This window comes from Streptomyces sp. S3(2020), assembly GCF_013044505.1.
Taxonomy (GTDB): domain Bacteria; phylum Actinomycetota; class Actinomycetes; order Streptomycetales; family Streptomycetaceae; genus Streptomyces.
In genome coordinates this window covers 1-18,784 of sequence record NZ_JABERD010000186.1, presented here as the reverse complement: position 1 = coordinate 18,784, position 18,784 = coordinate 1, and the positions used below count along the sequence as shown (strand labels likewise).

Sequence of the window (18,784 nt, the reverse complement as noted above, 5' to 3'; positions counted from 1 at the left end):
TAGGTGTCCCGCCCCGGAAACGCGCCCCCGCCCCCTCGTCAGCCCAGCTGGCGGTAGCGTCCCCGGAAGTACGTCAGGGGGCCGCCGTCCGCGCTCGGGACCCCTGCCGTCAGGACCCGGCCGATCACCAGGGTGTGGTCGCCGGCCTGTACGCGCTCTTCCGTGCGGCACTCCAGGGTCGCCAGGGCGCCGCCCACGAGGAGGGCGCCGGTCGCCTCGCCCCGGGCGTAGGGGATGTCCTCGAAGAGGAGGCGGTCGCTGATGCGGCCCTTCATGGCGAAGCGGCCGGCGATGTGGCGCTGGCTCTCGGAGAGGACCGAGACGGCCCAGAGCGGCTGTTCGTCGAGGAGTTCGTCCATGCGGGAGCCCTCGCGCAGGCTGACCAGTACCAGGGGCGGGTCCAGGGACACCGACATGAACGCGGTGGCGGTCATTCCGACGTCCTCGCCCTGGGGGCCGTCGGGGCCGAGCGGGGGCTCGAAGGCGGTCACCAGGACCACACCCGCGGCCAGCCGTGACATGGCGGCGCGGAACTCGTCGTTGCTCACCCCCACAGGATGCCCGTAGGCGGTTGCGGCAGTGATCGGGGAAGTGTTCGGCACGTCGGGAACGCTAGTGTCCGGCGGGCCCGGACCGCATCGGACCTCCGCCCGAGCCGGGGCCCGATCTCGGACCTAGGACCCCCGACCAGGCCCTCTCCGCGAACCTCCACAAACCCACAAAGTCAGCGCTCGGTAAACGCACAGGAAAAACGCAGAAACCCCACTCAATTGTTCATCTTTCGCTGTGACTTGAGTCACAAGGGGTATCAATTGTTGACCCTGTGTACCGAGTGGGCAGCGCGCTGTGATTCAGTGGCGGGGAAGCTGCCAGAACGATACGCCGATGAGAACCCTTGATTCGCTGCGAGGTCTCGGGGGGAGGGCGAGCATGGAGACCGAGTCGGAGCCCTACGTCCGTCTTGCGACTCTGCGGCAACTGCATCAGGTCATGGCGGACATGAACACCGCCCGGTCTCTTGCGGACACGCTGCAGACCGTCGCCGACGGAGTGGTCAATGGCCTCGGCTATGAGCTGGCGTGCGTCAATCTCGTCCGCCCCGACGGCGACCTCGTCGTCGCCGCCTTCGCCGGCAACCCCGCCGCCGAGGCGCTCATCACCGGCCGGGTCGGCTCCCGCGACTCCTGGGAGCGCCGTCTGAGCATGGGGGAGACCTGGGGCGACCTGGTCTTCATCCCGCACACCGAGGGCTGGATCCTCGACGACGACGACGTACCGCAGTGGTACACCGACGGTCCCGCGCCCCGCTTCGAGGACGAGTGGCACCCCTCCGACCGGCTCTTCGCCCCCATGTTCACGCCCGGCGTGGGCGGCGCCGCCTGCGGTGAACTGATCGGCGTGCTCTCCGTGGACCGGCCGCGCAACGGCCGACGGCCGGGTGCCTGGGGGCGGGAAGCGCTCCAGATGTACGCGTTCCAGGGCGCCATCGCGATCAGCAACGCGCGTCTACGTGCCAACATGCAGCGCGCACTGGTCAGGCTCGAACGCGAGCAGCAGGCGCTCAGGGCCAGTGAAGAGAGCTTTCGGCAGGCCTTCGAGTACGCGCCCTCCGGCATGGCCATCGCCGAGATGGGCGGCGACCAGCACGGCCGGATCCTGCGCACCAACGACGCCCTGTGCCGGCTCCTGGGCCGTCCCGCCTCCGCGATGCGCCGCTACTCCTTCTCCGACCTGGTCCACCCCGAGGACATAGGGACCCTGCTGAGAACCTCGGCGGAGGGTGGACGCGCGGAGCTGCGCCTGGGCCGCCGCGACGGCACCTACCTCTGGGTCTCGCTCCGCAACTCCGTCGTCGCCGACGCCGCCGACGGTCCCCGTTTCCTCCTCACCCACGTCGAGGACATAGAGGACCGCAAGCGCCGCGAGCTCCAGCTCGCCCACCGCGCCTCCCACGACTCCCTCACCGGCCTGCCGAACTCCGCCGAGCTGCGGGCCCGCCTCTCCTCGCGCCTGTGCCAGCGCCCCACGCACCACGCCGCCCTCGAATCCATCGACGCGGCCTACGGCGGCCATCCCGCCTACGACGCCAACGGCCACGGCTTCGACTTCCGGCCCGGCACCGAGGCGTTCGACGCGGCCTTCGATCACCATGTGCACACCGTCGCCCCCGAGAGTGAGCACGACGACGGCACCAAGGGGCTCGCGGTCCTCTTCTGCGACCTCGACGGCTTCAAGTCGATCAACGACCGGTTCGGGCACAACGCCGGTGACGCGGTCCTCATCGAGGTCGCCCGCCGGCTGTCCCGCCAGGTCCGCGACGGCGACACCGTGGCCCGGCTCGGCGGCGACGAGTTCGTGATCCTCGCCGACGGCCTCGGCCGCGCGGACGCCGCCGACCTCGCCGTACGCCTGCGCAACGAGATCATCCAGCCCATCCGCGCCGAGGGCCGGGCCGTCCGCGTGGGCGCCAGTTTCGGCATCGGCTGGGCGCACTGCGGGATGACGGCGGACGAAGTGTTGAAGTCCGCCGACGAGCGGATGTACGTAGAGAAACGATCTCGTCCCAAACAGCACAGACGCGCGGGATGATCTCCAGGTCAGCGAGCTGATGCGATCCGAGTCACCCGTTTGGGGCAGCGGGAGCGGGTAGGCTCGCCCTTCTCACCCCTCGTATCGCACTCGCCCCGCACCCGCTGAGGAGTACCTGGATGACGTCCGGCACCAACGGCGCGAACACGCCGCCCGAGGACGACGACCCGTTCGGCTACCTCTACGCCGACGGACAGGCCAACGGAGCCCAGCCGCCCTCCGGTGGCTACGGCTACCCGGGCTCCGTCAACCGGGTGCGCGCGGTCGGCCAGCGCCAGTACGGCCAGCAGCCGCCCCAGCAGACCGCGCCGTACGGCCAGGTCCCGCAGCAGCAGGGCGCGTACGGCCAGCCCAACAACGCCCACTACGCCGCGCCGGAGACCTTCCCGGGCGGCGCCCCCACCACCCAGCACCCGCAGCAGGGGTACGGCGGTGGCGGTGGCGGCCGCGGCCGGGGCCCCAACACCAAGGGGCTGCTGATCGGTGCCATCGCGGTGGTCGCCGCGGTCGTCATCGGCATCGGGGTGGCCATGCTGGGCGGCGACGGTGACGACGACGCCTCCGGCAACCAGGCCAGTACCACGCCCTCCGCCCAGCAGAGCAGCGAGCCGAGCCAGGCGGCCAGCAGCGCACCGGCCGACGAGGACGACCTGCCGGCGATCGACGCGAAGGCGCTGGCACTCAGCCCTGGTCTGACCACGGCGACCGATGTCCAGGGCGCCAAGGCGGACGGCGGCGTCTACGTCAACGGCTTCAACACTGTGGGCGCGTCGATCACTTGGAACGTCAGCGGTATCCCCAAGACCGGCAAGTACACGCTGTACACCGGCTACAGCGTGCCCGGCAAGGACGCCACCGCCACCCTCACGATCAACGGCACGGCCTCCACCACGCCGGTCGGCATGGACAACTACGCGAAGGCCGCCGAGGGCGACTACGCCAAGGGCTGGACGCAGACCTACAACTACGTGCAGCTCAACAAGGGTTCCAACACCATCAAGGTCTCCTGCGAGCAAGGCAACCAGTGCGACGCGCTGCTCGACCAGATGTGGCTCGTGAAGGGCTGGGTTAAAAGCTGACTGATTTTATGAAAGGCAGACAGGGGCGACTGTCAGGTGTGTCTCGTTATGGCTATTGGGCGCCATAATGTTGCAAGAATGTCGTTCCAACTAGACGCTCACCGAGTATCGGCCTTGTGTGGAGCGTGGCCTTTGCGGACGCATCAGGTGCCGCGCCCGCGAAGGTGTGGTGGCAAAGGCGCGTGCCCGACATGAGAGGCGAGACAGCAGCGTCTTCGCCTTCAACGCAGGTTTCGCTCCTACCAATCAGTGCATGAGTTCAGAAGAGTGTCCCCCTCGAATCTGGCAACCTGGACGCCGATTTCGAAGAGACCTCTGTCGTCGTAGGCTGTCGAGGTCCACTCTTTAGTTGACCCATTTCCATCCAGATTTTGGCGCCATGGCCAGTTCTTCCGGGTGCCGTCAGATTGCTCGCTTATGAGTCTGATCCGAACGTGATGGCCGTCAGGGGACAAGTCGCTGAGGGAGAACTCGAGGTCGACTTTGGCTCCGGGGTCAGTCCAGTTATAGATGGCCACATTTCCTGCGGCGCCCGTGGTGCTGCATCCTCGGATAGAGAGGGCCTGAGCGGGGGTGACAGCTAGGGCGGTCAGAGATATGGTCGCGACTGCAGTGAATGCCGCCGCCAATTTAGGGTGCATACTTAGCTCCTTATTTGAACGCGCGTTTGAGTGGCTTCGGCAAAGCTATTTGGCGCCCTGCAATGGAGCAAGCGGATTCAGGCCATTGTTTCTTCGCGCGTGACAGAAGCCCACACCAACAGTTCCTCGTACTCCCCCCGGTCGAACTCCCCCGCCACCGGCGCCACCACCGTCGCCGCCGACAGTGCGACCGCGCGGGCCAGTCGGTCGGGCCATGGCAGGTGTTCCACGAGCCCCGACAGCAGGCCCGCGACCGCGGAGTCGCCCGCGCCCGTGGGGTTGCCGTGGACGCGGGTCGGTGGGGTGGCGCGCCAGCGGCCCTCGGGGGAGGCGGCGAGGAGGCCGTCCGCGCCGAGGGAGGTCACCACCGCGTGGGCGCCCCGCCGGCGCGCGTCCTGGGTCGCACGCAACGGCTCGTGGGATCCCGTCAGTTCGGCCAGTTCGTCGGCGTTCGGCTTGATGATGTCCGGGCGCGCCGCGACCCCGCGCCGCAGCGGCTCCCCGCTGGTGTCGAGGAGGACCGGGACCCCGGCCGCGCGAGCGGTCCGCACCAGCCCCGCGTACGCCCCCACCGGCACCCCCGGCGGCAGACTGCCGCACAGGGCCACGGCGGCCGACGACGGGAGCAGATCCTCGTACGCCTCCTGGAACGCGGACCATTCGGCGGGCATGACGGTCGGCCCGGGTTCGTTCAACTGGGTGGTGTCGCCGCTCTGTTCGTCGACGACGGCTATGGTGCGCCGGGTCGCGCCGGAGACGGGGACCAGGGCGTCCACGACACCGGGCGCCGCCGCGAGACGCTCCTGTACGACGCCTCCCGTCGCACCGCCCACGAAGCCGGTGGCCGTCACCTCGTGACCGAGGGCGGCGAGCACGCGGGCCACGTTCAGGCCCTTGCCGCCCGGACGTTCGGTCACCTCGGAGACCCGGTGGGAGGCGTGCGGGGTGAGGGCCCGTACCCGATAGGTGATGTCGAGAGCGGTGTTCAGCGTGACCGTGAGGATCACCTGTGCCGACCTCCCCCGGAGAAGAACGCTGCGCTGTGTCCGCGCGGACGGCGGCCGCCCCAGTCTCCCAGGTCAACCGCCGCCTTGACAGAGGGACCCTTCAGCAGAGCTCTTGCGAGGAACCCGGGCGCCTACTCCGGGGGTTTGGGCGCGGAACGCCCGGAAGGGCTGCCCTGCGGAGCTGGGAAGTAGGAACGTGTGAACGACCAGTCACCGGATAGGGGATATCTGTACGGAAGCGGCACGTTTGTGTGGACGGCTGCGTAGGGTCGGGTCCCGTGAAGCTCATCGTGCAGGTCAAGCTGTTGCCGACGCCGGTGCAGGCGGCGGCACTTGAGGCGACCCTGCATGCCTGCAACGAGGCGGCGACCTGGGTGTCCGAGGTCGCGTTCGTCAAGGGTGTGAAGCGGAACTTCGCGCTGCGTGAGCACACCTATGCCGAGGTCAAGCAGCGGTGGGGGCTGGGTGCGCAGGCCGCCCAGCACGTCATCAAGAAGACCTGTGACGCCTACCGCACGCTGGCGGCGAATCTGAAAGCCGGGAACCTGGGCAGGCCGTGGTCCAAACGCTACCGGCGGGCCACAGGGAAACCGGTCGCCTTCCGGCCGGAGGGCGCGCAGCCTTATGACGACCGGATGCTGTCCTGGCAGATCCCGGAACGGACCATCTCGATCTGGACCCTGTCGGGGCGGGTGAAGGGGGTGGCGTTCACCGCTTCCCCGGAACAGCTGGCCCGCCTGGCCCTGTACCGCAAGGGCGAGTCCGACCTGCTCTACCGGGACGGCATGTGGTTCCTGCAGGCGACCTGCGAGATTCCCGAAACCGAACCCAACACGGACCCGGACGGTTTCCTCGGCATCGACCTGGGGATCGTGAACATCGCCACCACCAGCGACGGTCAGATCATGGCCGGGCGCGCGCTGAACCGGGGACGGCTGCGCGAACGCACGCTCCGGACCAAGCTGCAACGCAAGAACACCCCGTCCGCCAGGCGCCGGCTGAAGAAACGCAGGCGCAAGGAGGCACGGCGGACCAAAGACATCAACCACAAGATCGCGAAACATGTGGTGGCCGAGGCAGAACGCACCGGTCGCGGAATCGCCCTGGAAGACCTGACGGGCATCCGTGAACGGGTACGGCTTCGCAAGCCCCAACGGGCCACCCTCCATGGTTGGGCGTTCGCCCAGCTCGGAGCGTTCATCGCGTACAAGGCCCGCCAGGCGGGAGTGCCGGTGGTGTACGTCGATCCCGCGTACACCTCCCGCACCTGCGCCGAATGCGGCCACATCGACAGGGCGAACCGGGTCTCCCAGGCCTGGTTCGTGTGCCGGAACTGCGGATTCGTTGATCACGCAGACCGCAACGGCTCCCGCAACATCCGTGCACGTGCGGAAGCGTTGTGGCGACGCGGGGCGCAGTCAACCGCCCCAGAGCCACCCCCGACAGCCAGGGGTGGGACCGGACGCAAGCGCAGCACCACACCCAGTGGCGCCCGCTCTGCAAGCCCGTCGCTCTAGCGACGGGTAGTTGACCCCAGTTGGGGATCGACCACCCATTCACCGCGTCGCATCACGCCCTTGAGGGTGAATTGATGGTCGAGAAGTACCAGGTCGGCGTACTTGCCGGGCTCCAGTGAGCCGATCGAGTCGTACATTCCGAGCAGCCGGGCCGGGTTGGCCGACAGCGCGGCGACGGTGTCCTCGACGGACAGCCGGTCGACCGTCACCGCCCGCTGGAACGCGCGGTCCAGGGTGAGCGTGGAGCCCGCGATCGAGCCGCCCTCCACGAGCCGCGCGACGCCCTCGCTGACCTCGACCTCCAGCGGGCCGAGCATGTAGCGGCCGTCGCCGAAACCGGCCGCGTCCATCGCGTCCGTGATGAACGCGACCCGGTCCGCGCCCGCGTGATGGAACGCCAGCTGGAGGGCGGCGGGGTGCAGATGCGTGCCGTCGTTGATCAGCTCGACCGTGATCCGCTCGTCCTCCAGGAGGGCGGCGATCGGGCCGGGGGTGCGGTGGCCGAGCGTGGGCATCGCGTTGAACAGGTGCGTCGCGACGGTCGCGCCCGCGTCGATCGCCTCCACCGTCTGCTCGTACGTCGCGTCCGTGTGGCCGATCGCCGCGATGACGCCGTGTTCGGCGAGCAGGCGTACGGAGTCGATGCCGCCGGGGAGTTCGGTGGCCAGGGTGACCATCCGGGCCTGCCCGCGCGCCGCGTCGATCAGCTTGCGGACCTCCGCCGGGTCGGGGTCGCGCAGGAGTTCCTCCGAGTGCGCGCCCTTGCGGCAGGGGGAGATGAACGGGCCCTCGAAGTGGATGCCGGCGACGTCGCCCTGCTCGGCGAGCTCGGACAGGAGGCCCGCCCGCTGGGCCAGGAAGTCCATGTCGCCGGTCACTGTCGAGGCGACGAGGGTGGTGGTGCCGTGCAGGCGGTGGGTGTGGATGCCGGTGAGGATCTCGTCCGCGGTTCCCGAGGTGAAGGAGGCTCCGCCGCCGCCGTGGTTGTGGATGTCGACGAAGCCGGGGACCAGGGTGTGGCCGGTTACGTCGATGGTCCGGGCGTTGTCCGGGGCGCTGCCGGCGATGCGGGTGCCGTCGACGATCACTCGGCCGTTCCGGATGGTTCCTGTGGGGAGGACGACCGTCGCGCCGGACAGGACGAGGGGTGCACGGCCCGTCGCGGGCTGCGGGTGCGTTGTGGCTGGTCGCGCAGTTCCCCGCGCCCCTGGGTCGGCTGCCATCAGGCCGATTCCTCCTTGAGGTTGATGAGGTCCCAGGCCAGTAGGCCGGCACCCAGACATCCCGCCGTGTCTCCCAGCGCCGCCGGGACGATGGACGGCAGTTTCTGGAAAGTGACCCGCTGCCGGACCGCGTCCCGCAGCGGTGTGAACAAGGTTTCCCCCGCCTCGGCCAGGCCGCCACCGATGATCAGGGTGCGTGGGTCCAGGAGGGTGAGGGCGGTGACCAGGCCGTCGGCGAGGGCGTCGACGGCGTTCTGCCAGACCTGTACGGCCAGGGGGTCCCCGGAGCGCACCGCCTTCGCGCAGTGCGCCGCGTCCGAGTCCGGATCCCCGCAGGCGGCGGCCCATGCCTCGCTGACGGCCGCCGCGGAGGCGTACCGCTCCAGACAGCCGTGCTGACCGCACGGACACGGGGTGCCGCCGGGCCGTACGACGATGTGGCCGATCTCGCCCGCGAAGCCGTGCGCACCCGCCTCCACCCGGCCCGCGATGCCGATCGCGCCCGCGATGCCGGTGCCGAGGGGGACGAAGAAGAAGCTGTCGGTGCCCCGGCCGGCGCCGATACGGCCCTCGGCGAGGCCGCCGGTGCGGACGTCGTGGCCGAGGGCGACGGGCACGCCCGCGAGCCTTTCGGTGAGCAGGGCGCGCAGCGGTACGTCGCGCCAGCCCAGGTTGGCCGCGTAGACGGCGATGCCCTGCTCGGCGTCGACGATGCCGGGGACGGCGACGCCGACGGCGGCCGCGGGTTCGCCGAGGTGCTCCGCGCCGTACGCGCGCAGCTCGGCGGCGAAGCCGAGGATGCCCTCGACGACCGCGTCCGGTCCGTGCTCACGGCCGGTCGCGCGGCGGGCCTGGTGGAGCACGGCGCCGGAGGTGCCGACGAGTGCGGCTTTCATTCCGGTGCCGCCCACATCGAGGGCGATGACATGTCTCACGGGGGTAGTGTGGCCCGGCAACCCATGAGAGGTCTAGTCCACTTACGTGGTGTAGACCTTATGTCTGACCTTTCGAAAGTTTCGACGATTCGGCGACGGGATGGGGCTCAGCAGTGCAGCGGCGTAGGACAGGAACGATCGCGGTGGTGTCCGCACTGGGCATGACGGCGGTACTCGGCGGCTGCGGGACCGGAGCGGACTCCGACGAGGTGACGCTGCGGCTGGTCGCCGCCGACTATGGCGACAGCAAGGCCAACAGCTCGCAGAAGTACTGGGACGGGCTCGTCGAGCAGTACGAGAAGAAGCACCCGAACGTGACGGTGGACGTCAGCGTCTACTCCTGGAACGACGTCGACCGCAAGGTCAAGGAGATGGTCGCCGCCGGGGACGCGCCCGACATGGCGCAGATCGGCGCGTACGCCGACTACGCCGCCGACGACCTCCTCTACTCGGCCGACGAACTGCTCTCCATCTCCACACAGGCCGACTTCGCCTCGCAGTTCGCCTCCGCGGGGGAGGTGGACGGGACGCAGTACGGCATGCCGTTCGCGGCCTCCACACGGCTGCTCTTCTACAACAAGACCCTCTTCGCCGAGGCCGGCCTCAGCGCGCCCGAGACCTGGGACGAGCTCGCCGCGGACGCCGCCGCGCTCAAGGCGGACGGGGTGAAGTACCCGTACGCGCTGCCGCTCGGCTCCGAGGAGGCGCAGGCCGAGACCATGCAGTGGCTGCTGAGCGGCGGGGGCGGCTACACCGAGAACCTCGGGGCGTCGTACGGCATCGACTCCGCCGAGAACATCGCGACCCTCACATGGCTCAAGGACGACCTCGTCGGCAAGGGCCTGACCGGGCCGGTCGCGCCGGGGAAGCTGGACCGGGCCGACGCGTTCGCCGCGTTCGCGAACGGGGAGGTCGGGATGCTCAACGGGCATCCGACGCTGATGCAGATGGCCGCCAAGAAGGGCGTGAAGTTCGGCATGGTGCCGATGCCCGGCGTCGACGCCCAGACCAAGGTCTCCATGGGCGTGGCCGACTGGATGACCGCCTTCAGGCAGAACGGCCACGCCGAGCAGGTCGGGGACTTCCTCGACTTCGTCTACGAGGAGAAGAACGTCCTCGCCTTCTCCCGCGAGTACGACCTGCTGCCGGTCACCGCGTCCGCGTCCGACGTCATGAGCACGGCCGCGCGGGACAAGGACCTCCGGCCGTTCCTGGCGGAGCTTCCGCTGTCCGAGCTGTATCCGGTCGGGCGGACGTCCTGGGCCGCGGTGAGTGCGGCGGTGAAGAAGCGGATCGGGGGCGCGGTGGCGTCCGGGGGCAGTCCTACGGCGGTCCTCGCCGGGCTTCAGTCGACCGCGCTGGCGGCGGAGAGCGGGGAGTAGGCGTTGTCGGTGGCTGCGGCTACCGTGCGGGGCATGGACGACCAGGGCGGGCTCGGGGCGCGGGAGCGGGCGATCCTCGTCCTCGAACGGCGGGGGTTCGCCGGGCCGGGGGCGAAGGAGCGGGCGATACGGGAGGAACTGGGGCTGGTGCCGGTGCGCTACTACCAGCTCCTGAACGCCTTGCTGGACGATCCGCGCGCCCTGGCCTTCGACCCGGTCACAGTCAACCGCTTGCGCCGAGTACGGGATTCCCGCAGGTCAGAGAGGTGAACCTCGGACTACAGATCCCCGCTGTCGGCCCTGAACGGGCCTCGTCCTCAAACGCCGGACGGGCTGAAAAACCCCAGCGGGGGCGGAGACACTAGGGTCGGGGTATGGATGAGTCACTGCCGACGCCTGTCACTCAGGCCGGGCGGGACGGGCTGGGCGCTCTGCTCGGGCGGCCCGGCGGCGCGGTCGTCGCGTTCGACTTCGACGGGACGCTCGCGCCGATCGTGGCGGACCCCGCGCAGGCCCGCGCCCACCCGGACGCGGCACCCGCACTCGCCGCACTCGCCCCGAAGGTCGCCTCCGTCGCGGTGATCACCGGACGCCCACCGGACGTGGCCGTCCGGCTCGGCGGATTCGACCGCACTCCCGGCCTGGACCACCTCGTCGTCCTCGGCCACTACGGCGCCGAACGCTGGGACGCCGCCACCGGCGAGATCACCGCCCCACCACCCCACCCCGGCGTCGCCGACGCCCGCGCCGAACTGCCCGGTCTCCTCGACCGGGTCGGCGCCTGGCAGGGCACGTGGATCGAGGAGAAGGGCCGTGCCCTCGCCGTCCACACCCGCCGCTCCACCGACCCCCAGGCCGCCTTCGAGGCCCTGCGCGAACCCCTCACCGACCTCGCCACCCGCCACGGCCTCATCGTCGAACCCGGCCGCCTGGTGCTGGAACTCCGGCCGCCCGGCATGGACAAGGGCGTGGCCCTGACGGACCACATCCGTGCGCTGGGCGCCGAGGCCGTGCTGTACGCCGGCGACGACCTGGGCGACCTCCCCGCCTACTCCGCCGTCGACAAGCTCCGCTCCGACGGCGTCCCCGGCCTGCTGGTGTGCAGCGCCGGCAGCGAGGAGGTCCCCGAGCTGAAGGACCGGGCCGATCTCGTCGTCGACGGTCCGCGGGGTGTCGTACGGCTGATGCGGGCGCTCGCCGCTCAGCTGGGCTGATCGACGTCGAGCGCGTGCAGCTGGTCCAGGAACCACTGGGCCGGCGGCAGCGCGGTCGCCGCGGCGGCCAGCCGTTTCGTGCGCTCGGCCCGTTCCCCGGGCGGCATCGTGAGCGCCTCGTGCAACGCGTCCGCCGTGGCCCCGATGTCGTACGGGTTCACCACGATCGCGTCCTCGCCCAGCTCCTCGTACGCCCCCGCCTCCCGCGACAGCACCAGCGCGCAGCCCTCGTCGGAGACGACCGGCACCTCCTTCGCGACGAGGTTCATGCCGTCCCGGATGGGGTTCACCAGCGCCACGTCGGCGAGACGGTACGCGGCCAGGGAGCGCGCGAAGTCGTCCTTGACGTGCAGGACCACCGGCTTCCAGCCCGGCGTCCCGTACGCCGCGTTGATCTCCTCCGCCAGCCTCCGGACCTCCGCCGTGTACTCCCGGTAGACCGCGAGATCCTGCCGTGACGGATACGCGAACGCCACATGCACCACCCGTTCCCGCCACTCGGGACGGTCGTCGAGCAGCTGCCGGTACGCCAGCAGGCCCCGGACGATGTTCTTCGACAGCTCGGTCCGGTCCACCCGGACGATCGCCTTCCGGCCCTCGCCGATCTCCGCCCGCAGCGCCGTCAGCCGCTCGTCCACGTCCGCCTGGTGCGACCGCTTCCGCAGGAAGTCCGCGTCGGCCCCGAGCCCGTGCACACCGACCCGGGTGTCCCCGAGGCCGTCGACGAGCTCCGCCGCGCACGCCTCGAACGCCGACGCCCACCGCCGCGTCAGGAACCCCAGCCGGTCCGCGCCCAGCATGCCCCGAAGCACCTGCCCGGCCACGTCGTCCGGCAGCATCCGGAAGTACTCCGGGGGCGCCCACGGCGTATGCGAGAAGTGGCCGATCCGCAGGTCCGGGCGTAGCGCGCGCAGCATCCCCGGCACCAGCGCCAGGTGGTAGTCCTGCACCACCACCGCCGCGCCCCGCCCCGCCTCCTCGGCCAGCGCCTCGGCGAAGGCGCGGTTGTACGTCTCGTACGACGCCCACCGGCGCCGGAACTCCGCGTCGAAGACCGGCTCCAGCGGGGTCTGGTACAGCAGGTGGTGGACGAACCACAGGACCGAGTTCGCGATGCCGTTGTACGCGTCCGCGTGCACGTCCGCCGGGATGTCGAGCATCCGCACCCCCGGCTCGCCCTGTCCGCGCCGCACCGCCTCGCGGTCGCCGTCGGACAGCGCCGAGCACACCCACAGCGCGTCCGCGTCCGACCCGATCGCGGAGAGGCCGGAGACGAGCCCGCCGCCACCGCGCTTCGCGGACAGCGAGCCGTCCTCCCGCACCTCGTACGAGACCGGGCCGCGGTTGGACGCGACGAGCACCCGGGCACCCCGGGCAGCCTGCGTGGAAGCCATACGCCTCAACCTAGCCCGACCCGTAAACGCTCAAACGTACGGTTCGCCGTATACGGGCTCGTGGACGCCGTAATACAGCCTTCCTCAGGCGACCTTCCGGGACGCGTACTCCACGATCTCCACCATCGGCGGCCGCTCCTCGGTGTCCACGGAGTACGTCCGCGGTTCGAAGCCGTCCGGGCCCCGCTCGAACTGGGTGAGGGAGGGGCGGATGAGGTGGCCGCGGGCCAGCCGCAGCTGGGCCGTGCGGTAGATCGCGGCGGACATCCGGCCCAGGGCCTGCCCGTCCTGGTGGCGGTGCTTGCGGACGCCCACGTCCACCTGGGCCAGCGCGTCCAGGCCCACGAGGTGCAGCGCGTCGACCAGCATGCCGAGCTCCACGCCGTAGCCGACCGGGAACGGCAGCTGTTCCAGCAGGGAGCGGCGGGCCGCGTACTCGCCGCCCAGCGGCTGGACGAAGCCGGCCAGCTGGGGCCAGTGCATGTTCAGCAGCGGGCGGGCCATCAGCTCGGTCACCCGGCCGCCCTGGCCCGCCGCGCCGCCCAGCGGACGGTCGTACATGGCCTTGACCAGGTCGACACCGGGCTCGGTGAGCAGGGGGCCCACGATCCCGGAGACGAAGTCGGAGGAGAACTCCTTCAGGTCGGCGTCGATGAAGCAGACGATGTCGCCGCGGGCCACCAGCAGCGAGCGCCACAGCACCTCGCCCTTGCCGGGCACGGCCGGCAGCCGGGGCAGGATCTCGTCGCGGTGCACGACGATCGCTCCGGCCGCGGCGGCGACCTGGGACGTACGGTCGGTGGAGCCCGAGTCGACGACGACTATCTCGTCGACGAGCGGGACCTGCTGCATCAGGTCGTGACGGATCACGGCGACGATGTCACCGACCGTCTCCTCCTCGTTGAGCGCGGGTAGTACGACACTGACCGACTGGCCCGTGCGCTGCTTGGCGGCCAGCAGCTGGTGGAGCGGGCGATCGGTCACGGACCAGGACCGGCTGGTCAGCCAGCGCTCGACTTCGTTCAGCACAGTGCGCGGCTCCTCTGCGTATCAGCTGGTGATCCATCTCGCGGTTCGGACGACTATCTCAACTGTCCTGGTCGTCGGTTACAGTCTTGAACAACGCGGATGACCATCGCATGTCCTGGGTGGCCCGCCGTTCACAACTTCATACCGCTCATCCAGAGGGGCAGAGGGATACGGCCCGATGAAGCCCCGGCAACCCTCCAGTCGGTACTCGTAGATCATTTCTGATCGCTCCGCGAGGCTCCCGACTCGGGAAGGTGCCAAATCCGTCTCACGGCGAGATGCGTCGTGAGGAAGATGAGGAGAAAGGGCCTCGCCTCTCATGGCTGCGCAGACTGTTGCAAGCACCACCGAAACCACCGTAGACCTTGGTCCCGCCGCGGCGCTCAGCTGCCGCGAGTGCGGTCACCGCGTACCCCTCGGCCCGGTCTTCGCGTGCGAGGAGTGTTTCGGCCCGCTCGAGATCGCCTATGACTTCTCGGCCTACGACACCGAGGAACTCCGTAAGCGGATCGAGGCGGGACCCGCGAACATCTGGCGCTACGCGCCCCTGCTGCCCGTCCCCGCGGACGTGGCCGGCAAGCCCAACATCAACCCGGGCTGGACCCAGCTCGTCAAGGCCGACAACCTGGCCCGTGAGCTCGGTGTCACCGGCGGTCTGTATGTGAAGGACGACTCCGGCAACCCGACGCACTCCTTCAAGGACCGTGTCGTCGCCCAGGCCCTGGAGGCCGCGCGCGCCTTCGGCTTCACCACCCTGTCCTGCTCCTCCACGGGCAACCTGGCCGGTGCCGTCGGCGCCGCGGCCGCCCGCGCCGGCTTCCGTTCCTGTGTGTTCATCCCGCACGACCTGGAGCAGGGCAAGGTCGTCATGGCCGCGGTCTACGGCGGCGAGCTCATCGGCATCGAGGGCAACTACGACGACGTGAACCGCTTCTGCTCCGAGCTGATCGGCGACCCGGCCGGCGAGGGCTGGGGCTTCGTCAACGTCAACCTGCGGCCCTACTACGCGGAAGGGTCCAAGACCCTGGCGTACGAGATCTGCGAGCAGCTCGGCTGGAAGCTTCCCGACCAGCTGGTCGTGCCGATCGCCTCCGGCTCGCAGCTCACGAAGATCGACAAGGGGCTCCAGGAGCTCATCAAGCTCGGGCTCGTCAAGGACAAGCCGTACAAGATCTTCGGCGCCCAGGCCGAGGGCTGCTCGCCGGTGTCCGTCGCGTACAAGGCGGGCCACGACGTGGTGCGGCCCCAGAAGCCCGACACCATCGCCAAGTCGCTGGCGATCGGCAACCCCGCCGACGGCCCCTACGTCCTGGACATCGCGCGCCGTACGGGGGGTGCGGTGGAGGACGTGACGGACGAGCAGGTCGTCGACGCCATCAAGCTGCTCGCCCGGACCGAGGGCATCTTCGCGGAGACCGCGGGCGGTGTGACGGTCGGTGTGACCAAGAAGCTGATCGAGAACGGTCTGCTGGACCCGACGCTGACGACCGTCGTGCTGAACACCGGCGACGGACTGAAGACCCTGGACGCGGTGGCGGGTACGGGGCTCACCGCGACCATCCGCCCCAACCTTGACTCGTTCCGCGAGGCCGGCCTCGTCTAGGCCCCCGCAACCCCGACCGGAGGTTCAACCGTGAGCGTCAACGTCCGCATCCCCACCATCCTGCGCACCTACACCGGCGGACAGGCCGAGGTCGCCGCCCAGGGTGCGACCCTCGCCGAGGTCATCGCCGACCTGGAGAAGAACCACACCGGTATCGCCGCCCGCGTCCTCGACGACCAGGGCAAGCTGCGCCGCTTCGTCAACGTGTACGTCAACGACGACGACGTCCGCTTCGAGCAGGGACTGGAGACGGCCACTCCGGACGGGGCCGGCGTCTCGATCATTCCGGCCGTCGCCGGAGGCTGACCGGGCCCGGTCGTTACCCTCGGTAAGGCCGATTACCAAGAGTTCATCGAATTGCCCCCTCCGTGAGAGAAGCGGAGGGGGCAATTCTCTATGGTTGAGCACGGTACAGTTGGGGAACCTGCTCCACCCCCCATGCCAACCGCATATGAGTTCTCGCTCCGGATGCGACGAGAAGTAGCCAAAGTGTGCGGTTCTTTTGTGAGCTTTGTTCCTTTTGTGGAGCCCGACTTGCCCAGAATTCGGGCGAATTCTCACTACATTCCGGACCCTTCGCGTCCAGAATTCTCGTCCGATTGACCTGTTGCAGACGGCAGTTGGACAGATACATTCAGCCGCGGTCGACGCGTTCCGGCGCACGCCCCCAATCCGTGGGGGGTGAGGTCTGACCCGGATCCGCGAAGTGTGGATCTGTGCAAGGGCCAGTAATAGGGGAGTTAGGCATGGCTCAGGGCACCGTCAAGTGGTTCAACGCGGAGAAGGGGTACGGCTTCATCGCGGTCGACGGTGGTGCGGATGTTTTCGTCCACTACAGCGCGATTCAGATGGACGGATACCGCACCCTGGAAGAGGGTCAGCGGGTCGATTTCGAGATCTCGCAGGGCCAGAAGGGGCCGCAGGCGGACATGGTCCGACTGGCGACCGGCTGAAGCACGCGCCGACTAGCAGCGACGTTCTTCTTCGAAGGGCCCGCACCTCATGGGGAGTCATGGGTGCGGGCCCTTCGGCGTGCCCGGACGGGCCCCGACACCCCTGTTCGCGGCTGGCGGAGCCGCTGCCCGATCCCCGGGAGGCGCTTGCACTCGCAGGGGGCGAGTGCTAATCATTGGCGTTAGCACTCTGAAGGTGAGAGTGACAATGAAGGACCGGGTCGGTGAGGCCCGCAGGCCGGGTGGGGCAAGGAACCACGAGGTGTGCGAGCCGTCCGTCGCGGGCGCGGGCGCGGTCCGAAGGAATCACCCCCAGTCCTGGAGGGACCACTTCACATGGCCAAGATCATCGCGTTCGACGAGGAGGCGCGGCGCGGCCTCGAGCGCGGCATGAACCAGCTCGCGGACGCCGTCAAGGTGACGCTCGGCCCCAAGGGTCGCAACGTCGTCCTCGAGAAGAAGTGGGGCGCCCCCACGATCACCAACGATGGTGTCTCCATCGCCAAGGAGATCGAGCTCGAGGACCCGTACGAGAAGATCGGCGCCGAGCTGGTCAAGGAAGTCGCCAAGAAGACGGACGACGTAGCCGGTGACGGCACGACGACGGCGACCGTCCTGGCCCAGGCCCTGGTGCGCGAGGGTCTGCGCAACGTGGCCGCCGGCGCCAACCCGATGGCCCTCAAGCGCGGTATCGAGAAGGCCGTCGAGGCTGTCTCCGGTGCGCTGCTCGAGCAGGCCAAGGATGTCGAGACCAAGGAGCAGATCGCTTCGACGGCCTCCATCTCCGCCGCCGACACCCAGATCGGCGAGCTCATCGCCGAGGCGATGGACAAGGTCGGCAAGGAAGGCGTCATCACCGTCGAGGAGTCCCAGACCTTCGGTCTGGAGCTGGAGCTGACGGAGGGTATGCGCTTCGACAAGGGCTACATCTCCGCCTACTTCGCCACCGACATGGAGCGTATGGAGGCGTCCCTGGACGACCCGTACATCCTGATCGCCAACTCCAAGATCGGCTCCGTCAAGGACCTGCTCCCGCTCCTGGAGAAGGTCATGCAGTCGGGCAAGCCGCTGCTGATCATCGCCGAGGACGTCGAGGGCGAGGCCCTGTCGACCCTGGTCGTCAACAAGATCCGCGGCACCTTCAAGTCCGTCGCCGTCAAGGCTCCGGGCTTCGGTGACCGTCGCAAGGCCATGCTCGGCGACATCGCCATCCTCACGGGCGGCGAGGTCATCTCCGAGGAGGTCGGCCTCAAGCTGGAGAACGCGACCCTGGACCTCCTGGGCCGCGCCCGCAAGGTCGTCATCACCAAGGACGAGACGACGATCGTCGACGGCTCGGGCTCGGCGGACCAGGTTGCCGGTCGCGTCAACCAGATCCGCGCCGAGATCGAGAACAGCGACTCGGACTACGACCGCGAGAAGCTCCAGGAGCGCCTGGCCAAGCTCGCCGGTGGCGTCGCCGTCATCAAGGCCGGTGCCGCGACCGAGGTCGAGCTCAAGGAGCGCAAGCACCGCATCGAGGACGCCGTGCGCAACGCCAAGGCGGCCGTCGAGGAGGGCATCGTCGCCGGTGGTGGCGTGGCTCTGCTCCAGGCTTCCGCGGTGTTCGAGAAGCTCGAGCTCACGGGTGACGAGGCGACCGGCGCCAACGCCGTGAAGCTCGCGCTGGAGGCTCCGCTGAAGCAGATCGCCGTCAACGGTGGTCTCGAGGGCGGCGTCGTGGTCGAGAAGGTCCGCAACCTGACCGTGGGCTGGGGTCTCAACGCGGCCACGGGCGACTACGTCGACATGATCGCCGAGGGCATCATCGACCCGGCGAAGGTCACGCGCTCCGCCCTGCAGAACGCCGCGTCCATCGCCGCGCTGTTCCTCACCACCGAGGCCGTCATCGCCGACAAGCCGGAGAAGGCCGCCGCGCCTGCCGGTGGCGGCATGCCGGGCGGTGACATGGACTTCTGATCGACCCAGGGGCTCCGACCCCGGTTGATCAACGTCCTTTCCGAGGGCGGCACTTCCTGCGAAAGCGGGGGGTGCCGCCCTCGGCGCGTTCCGCCCCCGCTGTCCTTACCCGTCCCGTCCCCGGGGGCTGCGCCCCCAGACCCGCTGTCGGCCTGAACGGCCTCGTCCTCAAACGCCGGACGGGCTGGGTTACTCAGCCCTCCGGCGTTTGAGGAGCGGGGGGTGCAGGGGGCGGAGCCCCCTGGGAGCGGGGTCGAAG

At 69.4% G+C, this 18,784-nt stretch carries 16 protein-coding genes and 1 riboswitch; of the genes, 10 read left to right on the top strand and 6 right to left on the bottom strand.

Translation table 11 applies throughout. From position 1 onward, the window contains the following. Positions 1-38 precede the first annotated feature (38 nt). Positions 39-602 (bottom strand): flavin reductase family protein, encoded by a 564-nt coding sequence (locus HLK59_RS38075; RefSeq protein ID WP_346779906.1) that lies wholly within the window; start codon positions 600-602, stop codon positions 39-41. 328 nt (positions 603-930) lie between these two features. On the opposite strand from HLK59_RS38075, the gene cdgB reads away from it, so the two are divergent. Both cdgB and HLK59_RS38065 read left to right on the top strand, forming a co-directional pair. Next, positions 931-2,589 (top strand): diguanylate cyclase CdgB, encoded by a 1,659-nt coding sequence (cdgB, locus tag HLK59_RS38070; RefSeq protein WP_171146206.1) that lies wholly within the window; start codon positions 931-933, stop codon positions 2,587-2,589. Between the two features lie 119 nt (positions 2,590-2,708). After that, positions 2,709-3,668 (top strand): CBM35 domain-containing protein, encoded by a 960-nt coding sequence (locus HLK59_RS38065; protein ID WP_171146205.1) that lies wholly within the window; start codon positions 2,709-2,711, stop codon positions 3,666-3,668. A 718-nt stretch (positions 3,669-4,386) separates the two neighbouring features. Here the strand turns inward: HLK59_RS38065 and HLK59_RS38060 are convergent. Continuing rightward, complete coding sequence (locus tag HLK59_RS38060) at positions 4,387-5,316, bottom strand: 1-phosphofructokinase family hexose kinase (RefSeq protein ID WP_171146204.1); 930 nt, start codon at positions 5,314-5,316, stop codon at positions 4,387-4,389. A 278-nt stretch (positions 5,317-5,594) separates the two neighbouring features. Here HLK59_RS38060 and HLK59_RS38055 point away from each other — a divergent pair, with 278 nt between their 5' ends. Beyond that, positions 5,595-6,833, top strand: a complete 1,239-nt coding sequence (locus HLK59_RS38055) for an RNA-guided endonuclease TnpB family protein (protein WP_171146203.1) — start codon at positions 5,595-5,597, stop codon at positions 6,831-6,833. Here HLK59_RS38055 and nagA read toward each other — a convergent pair. Beyond that, positions 6,830-8,056: an N-acetylglucosamine-6-phosphate deacetylase gene (gene nagA, locus HLK59_RS38050; RefSeq protein ID WP_171146202.1), complete on the bottom strand. Its 1,227-nt coding sequence runs from the start codon at positions 8,054-8,056 to the stop codon at positions 6,830-6,832. The two genes, HLK59_RS38055 and nagA, sit on opposite strands and share 4 nt — an antisense overlap. Then, positions 8,056-8,991: an ROK family protein gene (locus HLK59_RS38045; protein ID WP_171146201.1), complete on the bottom strand. Its 936-nt coding sequence runs from the start codon at positions 8,989-8,991 to the stop codon at positions 8,056-8,058. The genes nagA and HLK59_RS38045 overlap by 1 nt, the downstream gene beginning before the upstream one ends. Before the next feature lie 161 nt (positions 8,992-9,152). Here HLK59_RS38045 and HLK59_RS38040 point away from each other — a divergent pair, with 161 nt between their 5' ends. The 3 genes from HLK59_RS38040 (at position 9,153) to otsB (ending at position 11,587) form a co-directional block, all read left to right on the top strand. Further along, positions 9,153-10,373, top strand: coding sequence for an extracellular solute-binding protein (locus tag HLK59_RS38040; RefSeq protein WP_171146208.1), 1,221 nt, complete (start codon positions 9,153-9,155; stop codon positions 10,371-10,373). A 33-nt stretch (positions 10,374-10,406) separates the two neighbouring features. Next, positions 10,407-10,643: a DUF3263 domain-containing protein gene (locus HLK59_RS38035; protein WP_171146200.1), complete on the top strand. Its 237-nt coding sequence runs from the start codon at positions 10,407-10,409 to the stop codon at positions 10,641-10,643. Between the two features lie 104 nt (positions 10,644-10,747). Further along, positions 10,748-11,587 (top strand): trehalose-phosphatase, encoded by an 840-nt coding sequence (gene otsB / locus HLK59_RS38030; RefSeq protein ID WP_171146199.1) that lies wholly within the window; start codon positions 10,748-10,750, stop codon positions 11,585-11,587. On the opposite strand, the gene HLK59_RS38025 is transcribed toward otsB, so the two are convergent. Next, complete coding sequence (locus HLK59_RS38025; RefSeq protein WP_171146198.1) at positions 11,575-12,981, bottom strand: trehalose-6-phosphate synthase; 1,407 nt, start codon at positions 12,979-12,981, stop codon at positions 11,575-11,577. The two genes, otsB and HLK59_RS38025, sit on opposite strands and share 13 nt — an antisense overlap. Before the next feature lie 84 nt (positions 12,982-13,065). Then, positions 13,066-14,010, bottom strand: coding sequence for a glucosyl-3-phosphoglycerate synthase (locus tag HLK59_RS38020; protein WP_171146197.1), 945 nt, complete (start codon positions 14,008-14,010; stop codon positions 13,066-13,068). A 145-nt stretch (positions 14,011-14,155) separates the two neighbouring features. After that, a riboswitch (SAM riboswitch) is annotated at positions 14,156-14,311 on the top strand. A gap of 18 nt (positions 14,312-14,329) precedes the next feature. Here HLK59_RS38020 and thrC point away from each other — a divergent pair. The 4 genes from thrC to groL all read left to right on the top strand — a co-directional run bounded on the left by thrC (position 14,330) and on the right by groL (position 18,525). Then, complete coding sequence (gene thrC / locus HLK59_RS38015) at positions 14,330-15,613, top strand: threonine synthase (protein WP_171146196.1); 1,284 nt, start codon at positions 14,330-14,332, stop codon at positions 15,611-15,613. Between the two features lie 30 nt (positions 15,614-15,643). Further along, positions 15,644-15,919: a MoaD/ThiS family protein gene (locus tag HLK59_RS38010; RefSeq protein WP_171146195.1), complete on the top strand. Its 276-nt coding sequence runs from the start codon at positions 15,644-15,646 to the stop codon at positions 15,917-15,919. Between the two features lie 440 nt (positions 15,920-16,359). Beyond that, entirely contained in the window at positions 16,360-16,566 is a 207-nt protein-coding gene (locus tag HLK59_RS38005; RefSeq protein ID WP_007493268.1) for a cold-shock protein, read from the top strand. A 336-nt stretch (positions 16,567-16,902) separates the two neighbouring features. Next, positions 16,903-18,525, top strand: a complete 1,623-nt coding sequence (gene groL, locus HLK59_RS38000; RefSeq protein ID WP_171146194.1) for a chaperonin GroEL — start codon at positions 16,903-16,905, stop codon at positions 18,523-18,525. Positions 18,526-18,784 lie beyond the last annotated feature (259 nt).

Excerpts from the sequence above, each read along its gene's own strand:
- HLK59_RS38040 (WP_171146208.1), top strand. The coding sequence starts at position 9,153 with ATGACGGCGGTACTCGGCGGCTGCGGGACCGGAGCGGACTCCGACGAG.
- nagA (WP_171146202.1), bottom strand. The coding sequence starts at position 8,056 with ATGGCAGCCGACCCAGGGGCGCGGGGAACTGCGCGACCAGCCACAACG.
- otsB (WP_171146199.1), top strand. The coding sequence starts at position 10,748 with ATGGATGAGTCACTGCCGACGCCTGTCACTCAGGCCGGGCGGGACGGG.
- thrC (WP_171146196.1), top strand. The coding sequence starts at position 14,330 with ATGGCTGCGCAGACTGTTGCAAGCACCACCGAAACCACCGTAGACCTT.
- groL (WP_171146194.1), top strand. The coding sequence starts at position 16,903 with ATGGCCAAGATCATCGCGTTCGACGAGGAGGCGCGGCGCGGCCTCGAG.
- HLK59_RS38005 (WP_007493268.1), top strand. The coding sequence starts at position 16,360 with ATGGCTCAGGGCACCGTCAAGTGGTTCAACGCGGAGAAGGGGTACGGC.
- HLK59_RS38065 (WP_171146205.1), top strand. The coding sequence starts at position 2,709 with ATGACGTCCGGCACCAACGGCGCGAACACGCCGCCCGAGGACGACGAC.
- HLK59_RS38035 (WP_171146200.1), top strand. The coding sequence starts at position 10,407 with ATGGACGACCAGGGCGGGCTCGGGGCGCGGGAGCGGGCGATCCTCGTC.
- HLK59_RS38025 (WP_171146198.1), bottom strand. The coding sequence starts at position 12,981 with ATGGCTTCCACGCAGGCTGCCCGGGGTGCCCGGGTGCTCGTCGCGTCC.
- cdgB (WP_171146206.1), top strand. The coding sequence starts at position 931 with ATGGAGACCGAGTCGGAGCCCTACGTCCGTCTTGCGACTCTGCGGCAA.